Below are 20,245 nucleotides of genomic sequence, written 5' to 3'. Positions count from 1 at the left end.
CGTCGAGGTGCCGCCGGTAAAGCCTTTCATGAGGAGATGTTAATGCTGCACGGCGGAAATGTGAAGATCATTCCGAGCTGGGTTCCTCAGGCAACGATCCTCGACTTTCAATGGGACGACACCAACCTGTCGGCCTCCCAGCCGACGGGCCCGTGGTGGGGCGAGCTCGCTTTCCTCGTGCAGCGTGCCGCCAGCAACCAGGGCGAGTGGCAGTGGGAGGCATCTGCCAGGCACCTAGAGTTGTGGGTTCCGGACCCCGACGTCCCCGGATATCGACATCTGGTGGCGACACTGGATCAGTTCACACTTCCGCTGAGCAACCCACCAACGTCGGGCACAGGCAAACTGGCGGCCGGATTGGCGCCGGTTACCGGAGACTTGCCTTTGACTTGGGAAGGCAGCTCTACGTTGTGACTGTTCGACGCCCCTGTGGACACCGCGGGATGGGAAGCAGCCTGCCGCCTCTGATGGGTGCCATGGGTCCCTGTGTTGCCGAAGGCAAGACCGCACACACCGGTGACACGCTCGCAGTGATCGGGCCCCCCGGCAGCGCTCCTCGCACAGGTGCATAAGGTCCGTATTGGACGGGTGCCGCGCCGTCGGCTCGCTAATAGCTCTCGGCAATTATTCGGAAGCGGCAGCAGGGTCTCGGATTCGATGGCCTCGAACACCGTTATCGGGGCGGCTCCCTGCAGTGGCCTGCACCGGCGTCGGCCGGCACCTTCTGGCTCCAGGTCACGGCCTCGGCCTGCATATGCTCGATCGAAGTGGACTCCCGCCCTCGCCAGAACGAGTCCCGGGCCCGGACGGCAGCCGGTTCCGTCGCCTCACCATCCAACCTACCCGTGACGCGGGTGCAGGCGGTAAGGAGATGGCGTGGGGTCATCGCCAAAAGGACTCAAACACGTTCCAGGACGGCGGAATCAGCGCCATGGGCCTCTCGGACGTCGAGATCGGCGATATCGATCATCTCGACCTGGCCTTCTGAAGCCGGACATACGTGTGCGTCGAATGCCCTGTTGTGCCTGAGTGGCACAGGCGGCCCGTCTGGCCAACTGCGGTGCTCAGGGCATTGGCGCTTCAGGCAGTTCTTACAAGGGCGGGACGCTGAACGCTGGCGCATCAGGCCCCTCGCCGCACCGCCGCTGACGCACCCGCCACGAGTCCCTCGATGCGGCCCGGGGAGAGCCCCGTGCCCGGCAGCCGCTGGTCTGTCAGATCCCGCGCCTAGGCTGTCCGTAGAGACTGCGGGCAGGTCCGGCCGCCGCCACACGTCGCCGGTCACCGCCCCGGTCGGCAGCATCAAACCCGGCCCCGACCCCACCGGACACCGACCCCGGGTGAACCCCTGAAGGACGGCTGCGGGCACTTCGAGGCCCCCTGCTTCACTGGCCGCATGACCAACGTCCACGCCCCCTTCCCGCACGTCAGGGAGGTACTGGAACTGCGTGCGGTCAGCGACGGCTGCGCCTTCCTGGCCGGGAGCACGAGCTGCACCGTGGAGGCCGCGCAGCTGGTCGAGTCGGGCTGGGCCCGGCCGCTGGTCGCGAGCCGCGAGCCGCGAGCCGCGAGACGGTTCGGGCCTGCGCGCCCCGGATCCGCACCGTGGGCGACGAACTGCTCGCCCGCGACGAGGCGGCCCGCGCCGCGCGACTGCCGAGCCTGGCGTGGGAGACCGTACGGGAGGGGCTGAAGAGCGGACCCGTGCTCGTGCAGGTGCCGCGGCGGGGCTACGTGCCCCGGCTCGCGTGCGAGCGGTGCCGCACGCCCTTCCCGCTGCAGGGTCTGCGCGGGCCCGCTGGAAGCCCCCGACGAGCGGGACCTGCAGTGCGGGTGGTGCGGGCGCGGCGAGCCGTCCTGGCACTGCGAGGAGTGCGGCTCGTTCCGGCTGCGCGCCCAGGTGGTCGGTGCCCGGCGGTCGGTCGAGGAGCTGGGCCGGGCCTTCCCGGCCGTGCCCGTACGCACCTCCGGTCGGGCACCACGTCCTCGACGAGGTGCCCGACCGGCCGGCACTGGGGGTGTGCACGCCCGGTGGGTGGCATACGGGGCGCAGCACGGCCTTGGCACCCGGCATAGGCCCTTGCTTCTGGGGCGTGGACCCGGGTGGCACCCCTGCCCCGCGTGTCGTCCTCCGGACTGTGGCGTGCCCTGCTCCGGACGGTGGGGCTGAGCCGGAGCCGGTGCGGCAGCACGGGGCGCCGCCGAAGTCCGGTGATGACCCACGCTGGTGTACGGCGATTGCTGGGGGTGGGGCAGGCGCCGGGCGATCCATGCAGGCCTCTTGCCACGAGACTGCTCTATCGGTGCTTCTTTACCTCATCGATGGCAGAGAGCGCGCTTCGCTTGTCCCAGTTGGGGCCGCCGCCATCCTCCGGGGCATCAGCGATCATCGACTCCAAGTCGACAAGCTTCTTCATCTGCCCGCCGGAGAGAATTCCCGCCCACTCCTCAAGCTCAGTCGCGTCGCCAACGTCGCCGCCACCGCTGCCATCACTGGGACTCGCCATGCGCACTCTCCACTTCACTCGTATTGCCTCCGGAAGCATGAGTATTGACCATCGAGGCTGCGCGGAACCGTCATTCGTTCGAATGGAGGACTCGATGGGTGCTGTCGACGCCGCCACGGCTTCGGCGGCGGACTGTTTCGAAATACTTGGCTCGCTACCGCGACGGATGTAGGTAGGAGCTCGGCCGAGAGCGGGTGTCTACTGGCCGGCATGGGCTCGGATGGAGGACGGCTGCGCGATCCTGTAGGAACTCGGCGGAACAGCGTCATGGCGCCCTTTGCGACAATGACGAATCGGCGGCCTGCCTCCTGCGGTCGGGGGAATTCCTCAGAGCGTGCGCTCGGCAACCTGGCTTCCGGCTCCTGGAGTAACCGCAGGCCAGCTAGTGTCCTGGCCGGCCCGTGACCGCAGTCGACGCCCTCCAATCGGAGGAACACGGGTTCCTCCACCGTTTCAGCGGTCAACACTCAAGTAGTCCAAGTCCCACACGCAGGAACGAAGCGGAGAGTGATGATGGAACCGGGTCACCCTACAGAAGACGAAGACGGCATCCCCTTTGGGCGGGAGGAGGAGTTGGTGCAGGCACTGGTCGACTTGAGGACGATGATCGCAGATGCCCCGGAGGAGGGTGGCGGCCCCAACTGGGACAAGCATGGCGCGCTTACGGCGATCGAGCAGGTGCACTTGAACCCCAACCGCTAGGCCATAGCAATCCTGACGTTGCCCCAGGTACGCCGACGGAAGGGCGCGGCGAGAATGGGGTGCGCCAGGAGGCCGACCAAGTCCTGCGGCGGATGGGCGTCGAGGATTCCCTGTCCACGACTACGCTGCCTTCCTGTGGCTTTCGCATGAGGCGGAGGCGTCGTTCTCCGGAATGGGTCTACCGCGGGCTGGCTGGGCGCACGTGTGATTTGGGGGCGATCTCACGCGCGGATACACCGACTGTCCGTCCTGCAAGCTCCAGTTAAAGCGCTACCGTCTTACGGTGCAGCCTGCGCTAAGGGCTTGCAGATCATCAAGGTGTTGCTTCCCGACCTGGGGCTCGTTGGTCTGGTATGCGCATCCCGGACGAGACCCGTGACCAACTCTCCGCGAAGTTCGCGGTGTTGTTCCCGCATCTGGACGAGCGGCAGCGACGGCTGTTGATGGGGGCCGAGGCCCGGCTGCTGGGGCATGGTGGCATCCGCGCTGTCGCTCGGGCGGCCCAGGTCAGTGAGACGACGGTCCGCGATGGCGTGTTCGAGCTGGAATCCGGCGACGAGCCGTTGGGGCGGGTCCGGCGTCCCGGCGGAGGACGCAAACGGGTCGCCGATCTGGACCCGGGGCTGCGGCCGGCACTGCTGGCGCTGGTCGAGCCGATGAGAGAGGCGACCCGATGTCGCCGCTGCGGTGGACTGTGAAATCGACCCGTACGATCGCGGCGGAGCTGGCCCGGGCCGGGCACCGGATCAGCGCCGATACCGTGGGCGACCTGCTGCGGGAGGAAGGCTTCAGCCTGCAGGCCAACGCGAAGACGCTCGAGGGTAACCAGCATCCGGACCGGGACACCCAGTTCCGTTACCTCAACGAGCAAGCCCGCAACCACCGGGACGCCGGCCAGCCGGTCATCAGCGTGGGACACCAAGAAGAAGGAACTCGTCGGCGACTTCAAGAACAGCGGCCGCCAGTGGCGTCCCGCCGGCGAGCCCGTCCCGGTCAGCGTCCACGACTTTCGCCGGCCCGCAGCTGGGCAAGGCCGTCCCCTACGGGATCTACGATCTGACCGCGAACACCGGCTGGGTCAACGTCGGCACCGATCACGACACCGCCGCGTTCGCCGTGGAATCGATCCGCCGCTGGTGGCACGACCAGGGCCAGGCTGCCTACCCGCGAGCGACACGGCTCCTGATCACCGCCGACGCCGGCGGATCCAACGGCTACCGCACCCGGGCATGGAAGCTCGAGCTGGCTCAACTCGCCGCTGAAACCGGGCTGACGATCACTGTGTGCCACCTACCACCGGGCACTTCGAAGTGGAACAAGATCGAGCACCGGCTGTTCTCGCACATCACCATGAACTGGAGCGGCCGCCCGCTGACCAGCCACGAAGTCATCGTGCAGTCGATCGCCGCGACCACCACCCGCACCGGACTGCGCGTGAGGGCCGAACTCGACACCAACACCTACCCGACCGGAGTCCGTATCAAAGACGCGGAGATGGCCGCCCTGCCGCTGACCCGGCACGCGTTCCAGGGCGCCTGGAACTATGCACTGCACCCCCAGCCATCACCTGTAATCCCGGCGACCCGGGCCCCGCAGACGCCGGATCCGGAGTGGAACCAGGCCTTGCTCTCTGATCCCGCACTGACCGGGATGACCCTCCAGCAACTGAACGACCTCACCGAGACCCTGGCCCCGGACGGGGATATCCGGCGCGGCCGCCCGCCCCGGCTGGCCTTCCCCGACCAGGTCCTGGCCACCGTGCTCCACCTACGGGCCGCCCTGGCCGCGGAACCCCTCGCCGTGCTGTTCGGCACGAGCCGCACCGCAATGCACCGCACCCTCTTGAAGAACCGGCGACTGCTCGAGACACACGGCATCACAATCCCACCGGCGACAACCCCACCCACGGCCCTCGCCGCCCTTCAGGCCCGGGTCCAGGCACAGACCAGCGAGGACAACAAGATCAAGACGACGTGTTAATGATCTGCAAGCCCTTAGGTGTACAGCGTACGTCTCGTACGGGACAACGGATCCGTCTTCGGCATTTCGGTCTGTCGTGCCGGTGCGGCTGAAGCCAGCTTTGGCCAGGACACGGCCGGAGGCCAGGTTCTCGGGGTGGTGCATGGCTTCCAGGCGGTCGAGACCGGTGGCGGCGAAGGCGAAGGTGACGACCTGCTGGGCGGCTTCGGTGGCGTAGCCGTTGCCCCACATGTCGCCGCGCAGGACATAGCTGATGGTGCCCACGGTGGGCGACTTGCGCCGCAAGGTGATCAGGCCGATCATCTCCCCCTTGACGAGGATGCTCCAACTCCATTGTGCCGGGGGATTCTCGGCAGCCCGGGTCAGAGCCTTGCGGATCTTCTCCTGGGCCTGGTTGATGGTGAGGGCCCAGGCGGTGTAACGGACCGAGGCACCGCTGTAGATGTGGGTAAGAGCCGGGGCATCGTCGGGGGACAGGGCACGCAAGGTCACCATGCTGCAATCAGCTCCTTGGCAGTGGGGCGGGCAGCGAGGTCCAAGGCCAGGAACGGAGGCGGTATGCATGGGAGACGGCGCGAGGGCCGTCTGCGATGCTTGCCTGCGCGTGTTGCCACGCTAGGCAGATAGTTCCGACCTGCTTACCCCGACCATCGTCCCCCGAACTCAGAGTGGACGCTACGCCGTGGCGGCCATCGGGTTGCTCCCTGAGCTTGCGTTTGTGCTCCGCTGTCGAACAAGACTCGAACTTGTTCGACGTCTTCCCAGTTCACCCGGGGTCGCGGGGGAGCGAACCTCCAGGGCAATCCTCTGATGAGCTGAAACTTCCTGCGTGACGCCGGAGGGGACTGAGGCTGAGAGATTGTTGTCTTTCCGGGCTTGAGGACTGCGTTCTCGCTGGTCAGGCATAGGGTCGGCGGTCTCGTGGCAGTGGTGACGTGTCGTGTCGTTGCTTTGGTGGAGGTCGAGGATGCCGTCGGTCGTGGGACTGCTGGAACAGCGTGAGCTCACCGCTCGCCGTCGTGTCGACGATCTGCGGGAGGAGGCCGACCGCCTCCAGGCGGAGCTGGCCGTGGCTGAGCGGGAGTGGAACGAGTGGGTCATCGCCCGCTCACGTGTTGGCGAGGTACTGGCCCCGGGCAACGACGCCGTCGTCGGCCCCGCCGCCTCCGAGGGTCTGCCGGCTCCCGGTGTGCAGCCGGCGCGGCCCGAACCGGCGGAGGCGGCGAAGCCGAAAACAGGGGTGCCGGTGTGGCGCGCGGGGCTGGCCTGGTCGGCGCTGTCGGTGGACTACCAGCGCATCCTGCAGGCCCTCAGTGACCGTAACCGACTCGGTCAAGGAGCTTTGACGTGCCAGGAGATGGCCGCCTGCTTCGGCCTGGACCCCGTACCGGGAAGGTGGAGGCACTGCGATCGAAGGCCAAGCGGCTGACGGCGCGCGGCTGGCTGATCGAGCCGGCACCTGGCCGATTCACGCTCGCGAAGGCGCGCTTGGGGTCGTACTGAGGTGGCTTGACGCCCAGGAGGGGGTTGTCGTCGAAGAGACCCAGGCGATGATCGTCGAGGAGTAGCGACTTCAGCTTGTCGTAGGCGCTTGACTGGGCTGCGACGCCCACGCCGTTGCGTTCCATCGTCCGGATGAAGCCGTCCACCACCTTGTGGTCGAACGTGCTCCTTCGACGAGTTGCGCGGGTGGGGAAGACGTGGTGCTGGAGAAGAAGGTCGAGGTGACTGAGCGACGCTGCGGCAAGGTGACGCTGGTCGGCCCGCCGCTCGGCGGTGTACTCCCGAAACCGCATCTGTCCGTACTTCTGTATGCGTTCGGCCTTCTTCGCTTTGTAGACACTGGTCAGCCGATCGATGGCCTCGTCTTGCGTGAGGAAGCCCGACTCCTCGACCTCGTAACCGCTGGGGCCCCGGGCAGTCGAGGTCTCCCGTGCGTGACCGGCTGGGGTCACGCCTGAGGCCGTCGACGTGACGCTGGTTCGCCGTTGTTGACGCCTCCGGAGCTTCTCGGTGTCGGCCCGCAGCGCCGCTGGGGCCCGGGGCCAACCACCCCGCGCTGCGCCATGACGGCGCACTGGACCCCGTAGTCCTCGCGAGCCTTGGGTCTGTGACACGGGCGGCAGGCCGGTTCACCGTTGTGGAGCAGGATGGTCCGCCAATCGGTTGATCTGTGTGGCGGGTCGCGGATCCGCCCTCCGGGTTCGCTGGGACGATCCCGCCCATGGCATCAAGGGCAGGCTCTGTCGATAGGTCGGCCACAGCGCAGGTCGTCCTGCTGACGCTTTCGGCCGGTCAGTTCCTGATGGCCCTTGACAGCTCGGTCATGAACGTCTCGATCGCGACGGTGGCCGAGGACGTGGGCACGACCGTGTCGGGCATCCAAGGCGCGATCACCGCCTACACCCTCGTGATGGCGATGTTCATGATTCCCGGCGGCAAGGTCGGGGCGCTGATCGGCCGCAAACGCGCGTTCCTGATCGGCTGCTGCATCTACGGGGCCGGCTCCCTCACCACGGCGCTCGCACCGAATCTGCCGGTACTCCTGTTCGGCTGGGCGCTCCTCGAAGGCATCGGGGCGGCGCTCATCCTGCCCGCGATCGTGGCGCTGGTGGCCGGCAACTTCGTCGCGGAACGCCGTCCCGCCGCCTACGGACTCGTCGCGGCGGCAGGAGCCGTGGCGATCGCGGTCGGGCCGCTCATCGGCGGCGTCGCGACGACGTACTTCTCCTGGCGGTGGGTGTTCGCCGGTGAGGTGCTGGTGGTGCTCGGCATCCTGGTGCTGGCCCGCCGCATCGCCGACGCCCCGACCGGCGAACGCCAGCCCATCGATCTCGTCGGTGCCGTGCTGTCCGCGCTCGGGCTGGGGCTCTTCGTCTACGGCGTGCTTCGCTCGGACGAATGGGGCTGGTTCCAGCCGAAGCCCGACGCGCCCTCGTGGCTCGGGATCTCGCTGGTCGTGTGGCTGATGCTGGCGGGTCTGCTGCTGATCTGGCTGTTCCTGCGCTGGGAGGCCCGCCTCGTGGAACGGCGCAAGGACCCGCTCATCGACCCGGCGCTGCTGCAGAACAAGCAGCTCACCGGCGGGCTGACCATGTTCTTCTTCCAGTACCTCGTGCAGATGGGCGTGTTCTTCGTCGTGCCGCTCTACCTGTCGGTCGCCCTCGGACTGTCCGCCCTGCAGACCGGTGCCCGCCTCCTGCCGCTGTCGGTGACCCTGCTGGCGGCCGCGGTCCTGATCCCCCGCTTCCTCCCGGACGTCTCGCCGCGGCGGGTGGTACGGCTCGGGGTCCTCGCCCTGCTCGCGGGCGCGGTCATCCTGATGGCCGCGCTCGACACGGACGCCAGTGCGGAAGTAGTCACCGTCCCCCTGCTGCTGATCGGTCTCGGCATGGGCGCGCTGGCCTCCCAGCTCGGGTCGGTCACCGTGTCCGCGGTACCGGAGGAGAAGAGCGCAGAGGTCGGCGGCGTGCAGAACGCCGTCACCAACCTCGGCGCCTCGATCGGTACGGCACTCGCCGGGTCGATCATGATCGCCGCGCTCGCCGGTTCCTTTCTGACCAGCGTCGAGCAGAATCCGGCGATCCCGGAGAGCGTCAAGAGCCAGGCGACCGTCAAGGTCCAAAGCGGCGCACCGTTCCTGTCGGACGCCCAGCTCAAGACGGCCCTCGACGAAGCCGGCACCAGCAGCGAGGTGACCCAAGCCGCGCTGGACGCGAACGCCGCAGCCAGGCTCGACGGGCTCCAGGCCGCGCTCGCCATCCTCGCCCTCGCCGCCCTTCTCGCGATGTTCTACACCCACCGCATCCCGACGACCCAGCCCCGCTCGACAGAGCCCTAGCCGTGGGCACGCCCCTGCCGCGCCGTATATCTGGGGCGTGGCAGGCCGGAAACCGCGCAATCCGGCTACCGCGGTAGGTGAGGTCGTGTGCATACGACCAGCGGGCTCATTCAGCATCTGCGATTCATTCGCTACGGATGATGCGGTCGGTCGGTGCCCCGTGAGTCTGGGGGACGCCACCGATGCCGGCAGCCGGTCGGCTTCTCCTGCCGCGGTGGTTCCGCGACAGGAGAAGCCGAAGGGCACCCGTCAGGTGCGGTACGCGTAGTAGATCGCGTCCGGGTAGGACGCGATGATGCTCGCGAGGGACTTGCGGTAGGTGTTGGTGGAGTGGTAGGTGAGGTAGGGCATTCCTGCGCCGCTGCGGTACGTCACCATCATGGAGTGGTCCTTGGACCCGTCCTTGTTGAAGTCCACCTGCACGATGTCACCGACGTCCGTCTGGTAGACGTTGGCCAGATTGGCGGCCCGCTGGTTGGACAGCGTGAACCATGCCCACTCGTTCGCGCCGACCCAGGAATCGGACTGGCGGGCTCCGTCGTACCACCAGTTGCGGTAGTCCGACGTGGAGCCCGGAACGGCCTTCCAGCCGCCCGCCTTCAGAGCCTGGCTGATGAAGTTGGTGCAGTCGCCCCCGGCGCCGTTGAACTTGCGGTACGCCGGGTTGTAGTTGCTCCAGTACTTCTCCGCGTACTTCGCCATGGCGGCGTAGTCGTAGGTACCGCCGGTCTTCGCCTTGGGCTTGGCCGGGGCGGGGTACTTGGTGGACGCGGGCGTGCCGTCCGGGTACTGGTTCCCGTCGTCCTTGACGACGTTCGCCTTGGCAGCCACCGGCTCGTTGATCGCGACGGGGCCGCTGTCCTGAGACTTGATCGATGTCAGTTCCCAGCCACCGCCCCGCTTGCTGGTGAGGGTCAGTTCGTAGCGCGTCCGGAAGTCGGTGGTGGCCGGCTCGTCGCCGCGCAGTTTCTTGTAGGTGAGCGTGGTCTGCTCGGTGACCTGGACGGTCGCCTTCCCGCCGGTGACCGTGGCACGGTCGACGGCGACGCGGGTGTCGGCGTCCGTGTAGGCCTCGCCGAGATCCGCAAGCCGTGTTCTGCGGGACCGCAGCGACGAGATCGCGGTCTCCTCGTCCTTCTTCAGCTGCGCCGACATCCGCGTCTTCGCAGGGGTCTGGCCGGAGTTGCGGTGTCCTGGCTGGTCCTCGACCAGGGCCCGGGTGCGCTGGGAGAGCACGTCGTCGGCCATGCGGGCGAAGGCGTCGGAGGTGGCGCGATCGGCCGCCTCGGGCCCGGTGCCCGCACTCGCCGAGTACGCGAACATGCTGCCGGTGGCCAAGGCTACGGTCAGGGCCGCAATGGCGGCGGGCCTGAACCTCTTAGGTATCACTGTGGTTCCCCTTGTCACCCGGTACACACGAACCGGGGGACGGCATCGTCGCACAACTGGGCGACTCTTTCGTTGCGTTCCGTTTCGTCGCCGGCCGCAGGCGCAGTCGCCCCGCCCGTGGGGCGGCAGTCGCCCCCCAAGTAGGGCGGTGTGCCTCCGCTTCGCCACAGGGGGCGAACCGCCCCCGCTCGCGGCGGGGATGCGACCACCACCCGGCCGGCCCCGCAGCAAATACATCTAATGTGTGCGGGGAAGCACAGCACAGGGGGCATTCGGAGTGGGTAGGCAGGATTCGGCTGCAAGAGGGCGAGCGCGGGGCGGGCGGGCGGCTCCGGAGGACACAGGCGCGGTCCGGTCGGGCCGCCGGGGCAAGTCGGGGGCGCGCCGCCGTCCCCGGGAGGGAGCCGGCCGGCTCGGTGCCCTGGCACCGGCCGTCGATGTGGCGCGTACGCAACTGCGGCGCCTGCGGCCCGCCTTCCCGAGACCGGGCCGCACCGGCTGGCGCCGGTGGATACCCTCGTGGCGCCAATGGCTGGGTGCCTGCCTGTACGTGTTCGTGGCCCTGACGGGCTTCGTCACGTACGCCTACGCCACCACGGACATACCCGATGACATCAACTCGTTCGCCACGCAGCAGGACAACGTCTACTACTGGGCCGACGGCACCACGATGGCCCGGACGGGCTGGGTCAGCCGGCAGGAGATGCCGCTGGACAAGGTCCCTCCCAAGGTCCAGGGAGCCGTCCTGGCAGCCGAGAACGCGAGCTTCTACTCGGATCCCGGAGTCTCGCCGGCCGGCTTCCTGCGCGCTGTGAGCGCCGCGGTGACCGGAGGCGAGACCCAAGGCGGCTCCACCATCACGCAGCAGTACGTGAAGAACGCCTACCTGAACCAGGACCGCACCCTCTCACGGAAGTTCACCGAGATCCTGCTCGCAGTGAAGCTGGACAACCAGAGGGACAAGAAGCAGATCCTCCAGGACTACCTCAACACCAGCTGGTTCGGGCGCGGCACCTACGGCATGCAGCGCGCGTCCCAGACGTACTACGGCAAGGACGTCTCGCAACTCAACGTCAGCGAGGGCGCCTTCCTGGCCTCCCTGCTCAAGGGCGCCGGACTGTTCGACCCCGCCCTCAGCCCGGAGAACCACGAGCGGGCCGTCGAGCGATGGTCGTGGATCCTGGACCGCATGGTCGAGACCGGCCGGCTCACGCGCGCCGAGCGAGCGACCTACACGGAGTTCCCCGAGCCCACGGGCGCGTCCCTTCCCGGCGCTCCCGGCGCGCAGACCGGCTACCTGGTCGAGCTGGCCAAGGCGTACGCGATCAAGACCGGCCACATCCCGGACGCCGAGTTCGACCTCGGCGGCTACCAGATCTACACGACCTTCGACAAGGACCGCATGACGGCCCTGACCGGTGCCGTCCAGGAGGCGCAGAAGGACTTCGACGCCGTGCGGCGCCCCGACACCGACAAACACGCCAGGATCGGCGCGGCGAGCGTGGCCCCGGACGGGCGGCTGCTCGCCGTGTACGGCGGCCCCGACTACCTGAAGCAGGGCTTCAACGAGTCGAACGCGACGACGATCCCGGTCGGCACGGCGCTCACGCCGTTCGTCTACGCCGCCGCGCTCGAGGAAGGGGTGGTGCGCACCCGCGGCAAGGACCGCACGCCCGTCCTCCCTTCCACCACGTACGACGGCAACGACCAGGTGACCGTGCAGACGCCCGAGGGCCCGTACTGGGACCGCAGCGGCAAGGTGGTGAAGGGCCGCAACGACGGCGGCCGCGACTGGGGTCAGGTGCCCTTGAGTCAGGCCGTCGCCAACTCCATCAACACCCCCATGCTGCAGCTCGGCCTCGATGTCGGCCTCGACCGGGTGGAGTCGTTCGCCGAGCGTTCGGGCTTGCTCGGATCGAGCCTCGGGCCGCGGATTCCCACGTTCGCACTCGGGGAGAACTCGACCCCCAGCGCGATCCGCATGGCCGGCGCTTACGAGACGTTCGCCGCCGACGGCATGCACACCGACCCCTACTCGGTGCGCTCGGTCACCCGCAACGGCGCCGCGGTGCCGCTCGATGCGCCGAAGCCGACCCGGGCCGTGAAAGCCGAGACCGCCCGCGCGGTGACGGACGCCCTGCGGTCCGCCGTCACCGAGGGATCGGCGAAGGCGGTGGCCAAGGCACACCCCGGCACGGCGGGCAAGACGGGAACAACGGCCACGAACACGGCGGGCTGGTTCGTGGCCAGCACCGAGAACGAGTCCACGGCCGTGGTGGTCTACCGGATGTCGCTGACCGACCTGGTTCCGCAGCCGCTGACGGGTCTGGGCGGCGACACCGCGAACACGCCCGGCAGTGACCGGGCGCTGCGCCTGTGGGCGAACTACATCAAGGCGGTGAAGTAGGCCGGGCGGCGCGCGCCGCCCCGGAGGCTCGGCAGCCGCGGCCCCCCGGCCCGGCCGCCGCCGGGGCCGACTACTTGACCAGGGCGGCCCAGTCCGGCACCTGTGCCGGGTCGAGCATGCGCAGCTGGCCCAGGACCTTCGGGTCCTGGGCGTCGAGCCAGTCCGCCAGTTCCCGGAACGACACGCAGCGAACGTCCTGGCGCGGGCAGACGTCCTTCATGACGTTCTCGACGGCCTTCATGTAGATGCCGCCGTTCCAGTCCTCGAAGTGGTTGCCGATGAACATCGGCGCCCGACTGCCGTTGTAGACACGGTTGAAGCCGTTCATGTACGAGCCCCGGACCTGCGCCTGCCACCCTGCGAACTTCGCCGGGTCGCCCTGGGTGCTGTCGCCCGACTGGTTGTAGAGGAAGTTGAAGTCCATGGAGAGGACCTGCACCTCTTTGCCCTGCAGCGGCACGAGCTGGAGGGGAAAGTTCCATATGCCGTCCTGCTTGGACGGCCACAGCTGGAAGTCCCCCGAGGAACTCGCGTCGTAGCGCCAGCCGTACGGCTTGATCGCTGTCAGGAGGTTCTTCTGGCCCTCGAGGCACGGGGCACGGCCGCCGACCATTTCCCGGTCCGGGTCGAAGGGCAGCGGCGCCTCCTTGGCGAAGCCGGTGTTGGTCTTCCAGTTCTTGATGAACGAGTACGTCTGGTCTGTCTCGCTCTTCCATTCGGTGGGGCTCCACTCCCCGCCGCCCTTGGGCCCGCAGAAGTGCCCGTTGAAGTGCGAACCGATCTCGTTGCCGTCGTTCCAGGCGCCGCGCAGCTGTCCGAGGGTGGACTTGATGTGCGGCACGGTCGGGTACGAGATCGCGGCCTCCCCGGCGCTGTGCTGCGGCGGGTGGTAGAGCGTCTTCTTGTTCTCCGGCAGCAGGTAGATGCCCGTGAGGAAGAAGGTCATGTGGGCCTTGTTCTCCCGGGCCACCTGGCGGAAGTGGGAGAAGAGGTGGTCGTCGCCTTCCAGTGCGCCGTCCCAGGAGAACACCACGAACTGCGGCGGCTTCTCACCGGGCTTCAGCCGCTCGGGCTTGAGCTGTCCCGGCTGCGGTCCGGTGTAGGAGGTGGAGCCGTCTCCCAGGACCTTGACCTTGCCGTCCCAGGCCTCCTCCGTCGCCTTGGCGGCGGCGGCCCCGTCGGCCGCAGCACCCGGTGCCGCGAGCTGCGTGTCGCGCTCGGTGGTCCCGGAGGAGCCCGCCATGAAGGCGTACGCGGTGGCGGCGGCGGCCCCGCCCAGGGCGATCACGGCCGCGCCTATGCCCAGGCGCTTGCGGTTCTGTGCCTTCCTGCGGACCTTGCGGCTGCTCCGGGATTCCGCCCGGGTGCCTGCAGCGGCGTCGTTGTCGGCCATCGCTATCGTCTCCCCCCTGCTCACCGCAGCAGGGCCGCGCGTGGATGGTTCGTACGAATATAGAACTTGTCGGCACTCATCCCGCACCCCGAGCCATCCCGTACGACACTTCACAGCCAAACCACAGCTCGGGGGAAGGCGGTTCGGCGCAGCCGGCCGCGGGCTTCCACGCTGGCCGGGGCGAACTCGGGAGTCTCGTCGGAGGGGTCGTGCCCCGACCGTACGACGGGTTACGGACAACCGGCCCCGACGCGACGCACCGACCGCCCGGGCGTGGTGGCGCCGCTATGCCTACGGCGCACGGAGGCCCAAGCGCTTCGACAGCTCGGGCCTGGTCTCTACGCCCTCCGGGCCGGCAGACGACTACCGCGCACCGCAGGGCAGGAGTACGAGCACACCCGCCGCATCCCGGGGAGTCATCGCGCACCCGGCGACCCTTGTCCCGGAGACGAGCCCCAGGCGTAGCATGAAGAAAGGGTCACTGCACTCTCACGTGCGGCGGCCTGAAAGGGCGGCCCCGGCGGGTGAATGTGCCGGGGCCGTTGTGGAGCGTGTTCGCGACGCAGGACGACAGCGACGTGGTCGACGTGAAGGGCACGCGAAGGGCCCGCGAAGGGCCACGGAATCGGCCGCTGAGGCTTGAGGGCGGTGTCGTCACCGACCGGGTCGGGTCGAGGTGCATGACCTGGCCGTCGATGACCAAGCGGGGCGGGAGGCCGTTCCAGGCCGACGCGTCCACACCCACGCGGGTGATCGGGCCGAGATGGCCGGTCAACACGCTGATCAGGGCGGGCAGCTCGGTTGCGATGTCGCGGGTGCGGGGCCACCAGGCGCCGTCCAGGAGGCCCTCCCGGGACCGCGTGGTCTCCAGCCGCAGCAGGGCCGTACCCGGTTTGATCGCCGGGTGGATCGCGTCCGGCAGGAGCAGTGGGGGCGTGTGGGGAGGTCGGAGTCAGCCATGTGGGTCCGCCGTCTATGGGTGCGGCCGTACCGCATCGCAGGTCGGCACCGGTGCCGGCCGGACGATGTGCGCGGGCCTGCCGTGCTTTCACGGTACTCCCGCCGCGCGCTCCACCACCCGCCGGGAAACACACTGGTCAGACCGGCCATAGCTCGCTGAACAGGCGTACAGTTGAAGCACCGGAAGTACTTCGCACACCGGCTTTCACGCGGGTGTCGTTTCCGGCGATCGCCTAAAAACCGGGCTACCGACGGGCAGCCCGGGGGCAGGTCCGCACCATGACCACCATCCTCGACCGGACCGCGCCCCGCGACCTCGCCGCAGAGCTCCCGGCACGCTTGTCCCTCACTCCGAAGACCACCCTCGCAGGTCAGCTGGACGGTGCCTGGTGGCCGCGCTCCCGTGACCTCGAAGCCGAGCTCCCGGCATTGGCCGCCGCCCTGGACGAGCCCTGGGGGCGCATCACCCGCGTCACCGTGAACCCCACCCGCTGGCCGGTCGTACCGCACACGGTTGCCGTGGCCGGGCGCATGCTGCACGTGGGCTGGTTCACCGAGCAGGACCCCGACAAGCTGATCCTGCTCTCCTACACCGTCGGCCGCTGGGACCTCCTGGTGATCCCGCCCGAGACCGAGCCCGTAGCCGCGGCCCGGCTGATGGCCGCCGCCGCGGTCCCGGGCAGCGTCCTCACCGCCGACGTCCTGATGGCCAACGAGACCGTCATCGGGCGCGGCATCCGCGACGCCCGCCGCCGGGAAGCCGCCTGGGAGGGCGAAGGCGGGGCCTGCATGTCCCCCTTCGGGAACCCGATGGGCCGGTCCGCCCTGCCGCTGCCCGGAAAGGGCTGGAGGTGAGCTCCGTGGAGACCATCGTCCTCATCGCGGTGATCATCCTCGTGATCGGCATCGGAATGCGCTGGATCCACCTGCTGAACGCCCAGCACGACGCGCGGATAGAGGCCTACCACTTCAGCGACCCCCTGCCGAGGCCTCCCGGCCTGCCGGACGACACCGGTCGTCGAGCCCACCACACGGGTGCCGACCGGTGAGGAACAGACCTTCCTCCGACCGGGGGCAGCGGTCGGGGCGCCACGGCGTCCCGACCCGCCGGGCTCCCGCCCCGAAGGCGCCCGAGCGGTCCCGGAGGCGCTTCGCCGCTGCTTCGCAGGCGCGGAACAGCGCAGCTACCCGGCCCTCGACGGCAACACCCGCCTCCACCTCACCGTGGACACGGCAACCCCCGCCTCCACCTCACCGTGGACACGGCAACCCCCGCCGGCCCTGTCCGCACCTGGCTGGCAGCCAGGAGGACCCCCGCCGGCAGCGGCGCCCACTCCGACGAGATCTGAGAAGCCCCGACCGGCTCTGGAGCCCACCGCATACACGAAAGGACGCGGTCATGGCCACACTGCGCGAACGCAAGACCTACCGCGATCAGGTGCTCCGGGTCCTGTACGAAGCCGTCGAAGGCAACCGCCTCCTCGGCATCACCGGGGCACAGCTGCGGCGCGACCTCCACGTGCCGGAACAGGATCTGGCCGCCGCCTGCACCTACCTGGCGGGCGAAGGGCTGATCACCGTCGACTGGGAGCCGGGCAACACTCCCGCGATGGTCACTCTCACCCACGAGGGAATACGGCGCATGGAGGCAGAGGAGGAAGGGACGGGGCCGCCATCGGCCGCTGACCGCGGATAGCACCCTCTCAATGCCGGGCCGGTACACCCGCTCGGTCGGTGGAGTACATGACCTGCGCTGCGTCCCACTCCACGAAGGTGTCGACCAGTCGCATCCCGATGGACTCGAGCAGCAGACGGGAACGCTCGTTGGCCTTCTGGGTGACGGCGACTACCTCAGGCCGCTGGGACGTGACTTCGTTCAGGGCCCAGGACACCGCGGCGACGACCGCCTCGCGGCCGTATCCGCAGCCCCAGTGCTCCGGCAGCAGCTGATACGACACCTCTGTCCGGCCGCCCCGGCGCGAGCATGGTTCGACCGACACCAGACCGACCACGGACATGTCCGTGGTCAGGACCACGCTGAACGCGCCGAAGGCCGCGACGCACCCCTCCTCGCGGGCACGGAGTGTCTCCCCGGCCACGGGCCCACCGAGATAGCGGCGCACCTCAGCGTCGGTCCAGAGCCGAGACAGGGCAGTGACGTCACCGCGCTCGATCGGGCGTAGGACAAGTCGGTCCGTGCTCAGCGAAACGGGCCAAGGGCCAGGGTTCGAAGACGAAGACGAAGACGAAGACGAGGAGAAAGGCATGTCACTGATCCTGGCAGCTGAAGATCCACAGCGCCCCATCGCTGCGGCCGACAGACCAAATAGGGCTGCCGGCCGCAGGTTTGCTCAGAATGCCGGAGAACGTTCACACGTCGCGCCGCCGCACGACGACCAGGGTGAGCGCCACTGCGAGTGGGGGCCACAGCATGAAGCCCGTCCAAGCCTCGGCGGCGGAGGGCAGGGCCGCGGCCTCCTGGGGGTGCAGCTGGGACAGGCAGCTGCGCCAGCCGTAGTAGGGGAAGTAGCCGAACAGCTCGTTCGCCCATTGACGGACGGGCGGTTTGAAGAAGCCCGGTAGTACGACGAGTACGCCGCAGGCCGAGACGACGGACAGGGCGGTGTGCCGCAGGAGTGCGCCGACGCCCATGCCCACCAGGGCCGAAACGGGCGCGAGTGCCGCGTTCGCCGCGAGGACGCCCGGGACGCCGGGCTCACCGAGCGAGATGCCGATGTCGCGGCCCGACAGGATGGCCTGGCTCACGACGAACGTGGTGAACGAGACGGCCATGCCGACGGCGAGCATGACGGCCGCGACGACGAACGCCTTGGCCAGTACCACCCGGTGCCGGGCCGGTACGGCGGTGAACGTGGTGCGGATCAGGCCGGAGGCGTACTCGCCGACGATCGTCAGGGCCCCGAGCGTGCCCGCGCCGATCATGAGGAGGGCGACGCCGGCGCCGCTGAGCGCCTCGCTCATCGGGTCGTAGTGGGATCTCTCCTGGGGGCCGAAGTCCGGCCAGTTGTCGTACGTGTCGAGGCTGCTCTGCACGGCGAGCCCGATCAGCATCAGCACGCCGAGCCCGAGGACCCAGCGGGCGGAGCGCAGGGACCACAGGGCACGGGCACGGGCACGGGCACGGGTCGCCGACCTCAGCCGGCTGGTCGCGACGACGGCGCATGCGGGAGTGCACGTGGAGGTGCGGCACGGTGGGGAACTACGTGGACTGGCCGAAGCCGTCGACCGGTCCGCGTTCCGCGTCATACAGGAGTCCGTGACCAACGTGGTGCGTCACGCGAACGCCCGGCACTGCCGGGTGACGGTCGACTGGCGCCCCCGCGATCTGTCCGTCGAGATCGTCGACGACGGCCCCGGCCACCCGGACACCGGCAGCCCCCGAGGTGCGGCCGGAACCGAGACCGGCTACGGGATCCGCGGCATGCGGGAGCGCGTCGCCCTCCTCGACGGCGACTTCACCGCCGGGCCGCGCCCGGAGGGCGGTTACCAGGTCGCTGCCCGCTTCCCCCTACCCCCCACCGAGGCGCCATGACGACGATCCGCGTCCTCCTCGCCGACGACCAGCCCCTGGTCCGCACCGGCCTGCGCATGGTCATCGACAGCACACCCGGCATGGACGTCATCGGAGAGGCGGAGACCGGGTCACAGGCGGTCGCCCTGGCCAGAGAACTCGCCCCCGACATCGTCGTCATGGACATCCGAATGCCCGGGATGGACGGCATCGAAGCCACGCAGATGATCACCGCCGAGTCCCCGGAGGCCCGGATCGTCGTCCTCACCACCTTCGACAGCGACACCCACGTCCACGCTTCCCTGCGGGCCGGAGCGAGCGGCTTTCTCGTCAAGGACATGGATCTTGACGCGTTCCTCACCGCCATCACCGCGCGAGAACGCGAGGTGCTCACTCTCGTCGGCCGTGGCCTGTCCCACACCGAACTCGCGACCCACTCCACATCAGCCCCGGCACCGCCAAGGCTCACGTCGCGAGTCTGCTGTCCAAGCTGGGCGCCCGCGACCGCGTCCACCTCGTCATCGCAGCCTACGAGGCAGGACTGGTGTCGCCGTCCCGCTGAGGGACGGGGCGCCGCGCCCGGCGGGGAACCCGAGCTCGTCGTGGAGTACCGCGACGGCGCTTTCGCGGTACGCACGCCCGAGCGTTCTGACACAGCCCCCTGGGCGCAACCCGCCCGGCAGGGACCGCGACACGCGTTGTGCCATATCGCTGGGTTTTGGTCGCTCCGGTACCAGCCCTTTCAGGGTTTCGCCCAGGCCGCGACTGCTGGGGGCTGCCTGCTCTGGGAAGTGGCTCGTTCGGGGAGTCACTGCCTTGTTGCCGGGGCAGGCGCGCGGCAAGAGGGCACGGATGCGGTGCTCTCGCGGGAGGCCGGGCACGTCCGAGACGGCCGTCTTCCCGCCGCCATAACCAGACCGAAGGAGACAGGCATGTCGCAGGTCAAGGAATCCATCGAGGTCGACGTCCCGGTCCGTACGGCGTATGACCAGTGGACGCAGTTCGAGTCGTTCCCGGAGTTCATGGACGGAGTGGAACGGATCGAGCAGCGCACGGACACGCTTACGCACTGGGTGACGAAGATCGCTGGTGTCGAGCGGGAGTTCGATGCGGAGATCACGGAGCAGATCCCGGATACCAAGGTGGCGTGGGTGACCGTGGGAGGCGAGAGCGATCAGTCAGGCCTGGTGACCTTCCGGCCCATCGATCCCACCCACACGCAGGTCACGCTGATGATGGACTTCGACCCCGAGGGGATGGCGGAGAACATCGGCGACAAGCTCGGCTTCGTCGACCGGCAGGTCAAGGGCGACCTGAAGCGCTTCAAGCACTTCATCGAAGACCGCGGCTCAGCCACCGGCCAGTGGCGGGGCCAGGTCTGACCCGCAGCCCGGACCCGCAGCCCCGCAAGGCCGCGCGCCGGGTGAAGGAATGACCCGGCGGCCGCCGCGCAGTACACGGCGCGGCGGCCGCCGAACGGTGCACGGGGAAGCCCCTGGACCCGCCGCGCGAGAGCTGCCCGAGGCGTCCGCAC

General features: G+C 68.9%; 16 protein-coding genes and 5 pseudogenes. 14 read left to right on the top strand and 7 right to left on the bottom strand.

Annotated features, from left to right (window positions below; translation table 11 throughout):
- Positions 1–36: 36 nt before the first annotated feature.
- The gene (locus RIU97_RS05130) at positions 37–414 is read left to right on the top strand and encodes a hypothetical protein (protein ID WP_404953569.1); all 378 of its coding nucleotides are present in this window, start codon (positions 37–39) and stop codon (positions 412–414) included.
- 994 nt (positions 415–1,408) lie between these two features.
- Positions 1,409–2,033 (top strand): annotated as a pseudogene (locus RIU97_RS05125) (primosome assembly protein PriA); the annotation flags it as partial.
- Positions 2,034–2,297: 264 nt separating this feature from the next.
- Here the strand turns inward: RIU97_RS05125 and RIU97_RS05120 are convergent.
- Positions 2,298–2,507 carry a hypothetical protein gene (locus RIU97_RS05120; RefSeq protein ID WP_404963116.1) on the bottom strand — a complete coding sequence of 70 codons (210 nt, stop codon included), beginning with the start codon at positions 2,505–2,507 and terminating at the stop codon, positions 2,298–2,300.
- Positions 2,508–3,014: 507 nt separating this feature from the next.
- Here RIU97_RS05120 and RIU97_RS05115 point away from each other — a divergent pair.
- Complete coding sequence (locus RIU97_RS05115) at positions 3,015–3,209, top strand: hypothetical protein (RefSeq protein WP_404953567.1); 195 nt, start codon at positions 3,015–3,017, stop codon at positions 3,207–3,209.
- Between the two features lie 353 nt (positions 3,210–3,562).
- A pseudogene (locus RIU97_RS05110) lies at positions 3,563–5,189 on the top strand (ISAzo13-like element ISStsp1 family transposase).
- A 102-nt stretch (positions 5,190–5,291) separates the two neighbouring features.
- Here RIU97_RS05110 and RIU97_RS05105 read toward each other — a convergent pair.
- Positions 5,292–5,684: pseudogene (locus RIU97_RS05105) on the bottom strand (GNAT family N-acetyltransferase; N-acetyltransferase); the annotation flags it as partial.
- 472 nt (positions 5,685–6,156) lie between these two features.
- Here RIU97_RS05105 and RIU97_RS05100 point away from each other — a divergent pair.
- Together RIU97_RS05100 and RIU97_RS05095 are read left to right on the top strand one after the other, a co-directional pair.
- A pseudogene (locus tag RIU97_RS05100) lies at positions 6,157–6,692 on the top strand (hypothetical protein).
- Positions 6,693–7,413: 721 nt separating this feature from the next.
- Positions 7,414–9,030: an MFS transporter gene (locus RIU97_RS05095; protein ID WP_404953565.1), complete on the top strand. Its 1,617-nt coding sequence runs from the start codon at positions 7,414–7,416 to the stop codon at positions 9,028–9,030.
- A gap of 249 nt (positions 9,031–9,279) precedes the next feature.
- Here the strand turns inward: RIU97_RS05095 and RIU97_RS05090 are convergent, their stop codons facing one another.
- Positions 9,280–10,353 (bottom strand): amidase domain-containing protein, encoded by a 1,074-nt coding sequence (locus RIU97_RS05090; RefSeq protein ID WP_404953563.1) that lies wholly within the window; start codon positions 10,351–10,353, stop codon positions 9,280–9,282.
- 505 nt (positions 10,354–10,858) lie between these two features.
- On the opposite strand from RIU97_RS05090, the gene RIU97_RS05085 reads away from it, so the two are divergent.
- Positions 10,859–12,826: a transglycosylase domain-containing protein gene (locus RIU97_RS05085; RefSeq protein WP_404953561.1), complete on the top strand. Its 1,968-nt coding sequence runs from the start codon at positions 10,859–10,861 to the stop codon at positions 12,824–12,826.
- A gap of 70 nt (positions 12,827–12,896) precedes the next feature.
- Here RIU97_RS05085 and RIU97_RS05080 read toward each other — a convergent pair whose 3' ends face one another.
- On the bottom strand, positions 12,897–14,219 hold the full coding sequence (locus tag RIU97_RS05080; RefSeq protein WP_404953559.1) for a hypothetical protein: 1,323 nt from the start codon (positions 14,217–14,219) through the stop codon (positions 12,897–12,899).
- 478 nt (positions 14,220–14,697) lie between these two features.
- Positions 14,698–15,060 carry a DUF5994 family protein gene (locus RIU97_RS05075; RefSeq protein WP_404962760.1) on the bottom strand — a complete coding sequence of 121 codons (363 nt, stop codon included), beginning with the start codon at positions 15,058–15,060 and terminating at the stop codon, positions 14,698–14,700.
- A gap of 398 nt (positions 15,061–15,458) precedes the next feature.
- On the opposite strand from RIU97_RS05075, the gene RIU97_RS05070 reads away from it, so the two are divergent.
- From RIU97_RS05070 to RIU97_RS05060, 3 genes are all read left to right on the top strand, one after another.
- Entirely contained in the window at positions 15,459–16,034 is a 576-nt protein-coding gene (locus tag RIU97_RS05070; RefSeq protein WP_404953557.1) for a DUF5994 family protein, read from the top strand.
- Positions 16,035–16,039: 5 nt separating this feature from the next.
- The gene (locus tag RIU97_RS05065; RefSeq protein WP_404953555.1) at positions 16,040–16,228 is read left to right on the top strand and encodes a hypothetical protein; all 189 of its coding nucleotides are present in this window, start codon (positions 16,040–16,042) and stop codon (positions 16,226–16,228) included.
- A gap of 350 nt (positions 16,229–16,578) precedes the next feature.
- Positions 16,579–16,875, top strand: a complete 297-nt coding sequence (locus RIU97_RS05060; protein ID WP_404953553.1) for a hypothetical protein — start codon at positions 16,579–16,581, stop codon at positions 16,873–16,875.
- A 7-nt stretch (positions 16,876–16,882) separates the two neighbouring features.
- Here RIU97_RS05060 and RIU97_RS05055 read toward each other — a convergent pair whose 3' ends face one another.
- Together RIU97_RS05055 and RIU97_RS05050 are read right to left on the bottom strand one after the other, a co-directional pair.
- On the bottom strand, positions 16,883–17,446 hold the full coding sequence (locus RIU97_RS05055) for a GNAT family N-acetyltransferase (protein ID WP_404953551.1): 564 nt from the start codon (positions 17,444–17,446) through the stop codon (positions 16,883–16,885).
- Between the two features lie 103 nt (positions 17,447–17,549).
- Positions 17,550–18,446: an ABC transporter permease subunit gene (locus RIU97_RS05050; RefSeq protein ID WP_404953550.1), complete on the bottom strand. Its 897-nt coding sequence runs from the start codon at positions 18,444–18,446 to the stop codon at positions 17,550–17,552.
- A gap of 10 nt (positions 18,447–18,456) precedes the next feature.
- Between RIU97_RS05050 and RIU97_RS05045 the strand changes: the two genes are divergently transcribed.
- From RIU97_RS05045 to RIU97_RS05030, 4 genes and pseudogenes are all read left to right on the top strand, one after another.
- Positions 18,457–18,732, top strand: a complete 276-nt coding sequence (locus tag RIU97_RS05045) for a sensor histidine kinase (protein WP_404953549.1) — start codon at positions 18,457–18,459, stop codon at positions 18,730–18,732.
- Positions 18,729–19,019, top strand: a pseudogene (locus RIU97_RS05040) (response regulator transcription factor); the annotation flags it as partial. The gene RIU97_RS05045 and the pseudogene RIU97_RS05040, both read left to right, overlap by 4 nt.
- A 134-nt stretch (positions 19,020–19,153) precedes the next feature.
- Positions 19,154–19,273, top strand: coding sequence for a hypothetical protein (locus RIU97_RS05035; RefSeq protein ID WP_404962759.1), 120 nt, complete (start codon positions 19,154–19,156; stop codon positions 19,271–19,273).
- A 370-nt stretch (positions 19,274–19,643) separates the two neighbouring features.
- On the top strand, positions 19,644–20,093 hold the full coding sequence (locus tag RIU97_RS05030; protein ID WP_404962758.1) for an SRPBCC family protein: 450 nt from the start codon (positions 19,644–19,646) through the stop codon (positions 20,091–20,093).
- Positions 20,094–20,245 lie beyond the last annotated feature (152 nt).

The sequence above is a fragment of the Streptomyces sp. 147326 genome, from assembly GCF_045000215.1.
Lineage (GTDB): Bacteria > Actinomycetota > Actinomycetes > Streptomycetales > Streptomycetaceae > Streptomyces.
The sequence above is the reverse complement of the archived record's forward strand: the minus strand, read 5'-3'. Positions and strand labels throughout refer to the sequence as shown.

Bases quoted from the DNA above. Each gene is read 5' to 3' on its own strand.
- RIU97_RS05070 (WP_404953557.1), top strand. From the start codon at position 15,459: ATGACCACCATCCTCGACCGGACCGCGCCCCGCGACCTCGCCGCAGAG.
- RIU97_RS05130 (WP_404953569.1), top strand. From the start codon at position 37: ATGTTAATGCTGCACGGCGGAAATGTGAAGATCATTCCGAGCTGGGTT.
- RIU97_RS05120 (WP_404963116.1), bottom strand. From the start codon at position 2,507: ATGGCGAGTCCCAGTGATGGCAGCGGTGGCGGCGACGTTGGCGACGCG.
- RIU97_RS05095 (WP_404953565.1), top strand. From the start codon at position 7,414: ATGGCATCAAGGGCAGGCTCTGTCGATAGGTCGGCCACAGCGCAGGTC.
- RIU97_RS05055 (WP_404953551.1), bottom strand. From the start codon at position 17,446: ATGCCTTTCTCCTCGTCTTCGTCTTCGTCTTCGTCTTCGAACCCTGGC.
- RIU97_RS05050 (WP_404953550.1), bottom strand. From the start codon at position 18,446: ATGACGCGGAACGCGGACCGGTCGACGGCTTCGGCCAGTCCACGTAGT.
- RIU97_RS05060 (WP_404953553.1), top strand. From the start codon at position 16,579: ATGGCCACACTGCGCGAACGCAAGACCTACCGCGATCAGGTGCTCCGG.
- RIU97_RS05030 (WP_404962758.1), top strand. From the start codon at position 19,644: ATGTCGCAGGTCAAGGAATCCATCGAGGTCGACGTCCCGGTCCGTACG.
- RIU97_RS05080 (WP_404953559.1), bottom strand. From the start codon at position 14,219: ATGGCCGACAACGACGCCGCTGCAGGCACCCGGGCGGAATCCCGGAGC.
- RIU97_RS05090 (WP_404953563.1), bottom strand. From the start codon at position 10,353: ATGTTCGCGTACTCGGCGAGTGCGGGCACCGGGCCCGAGGCGGCCGAT.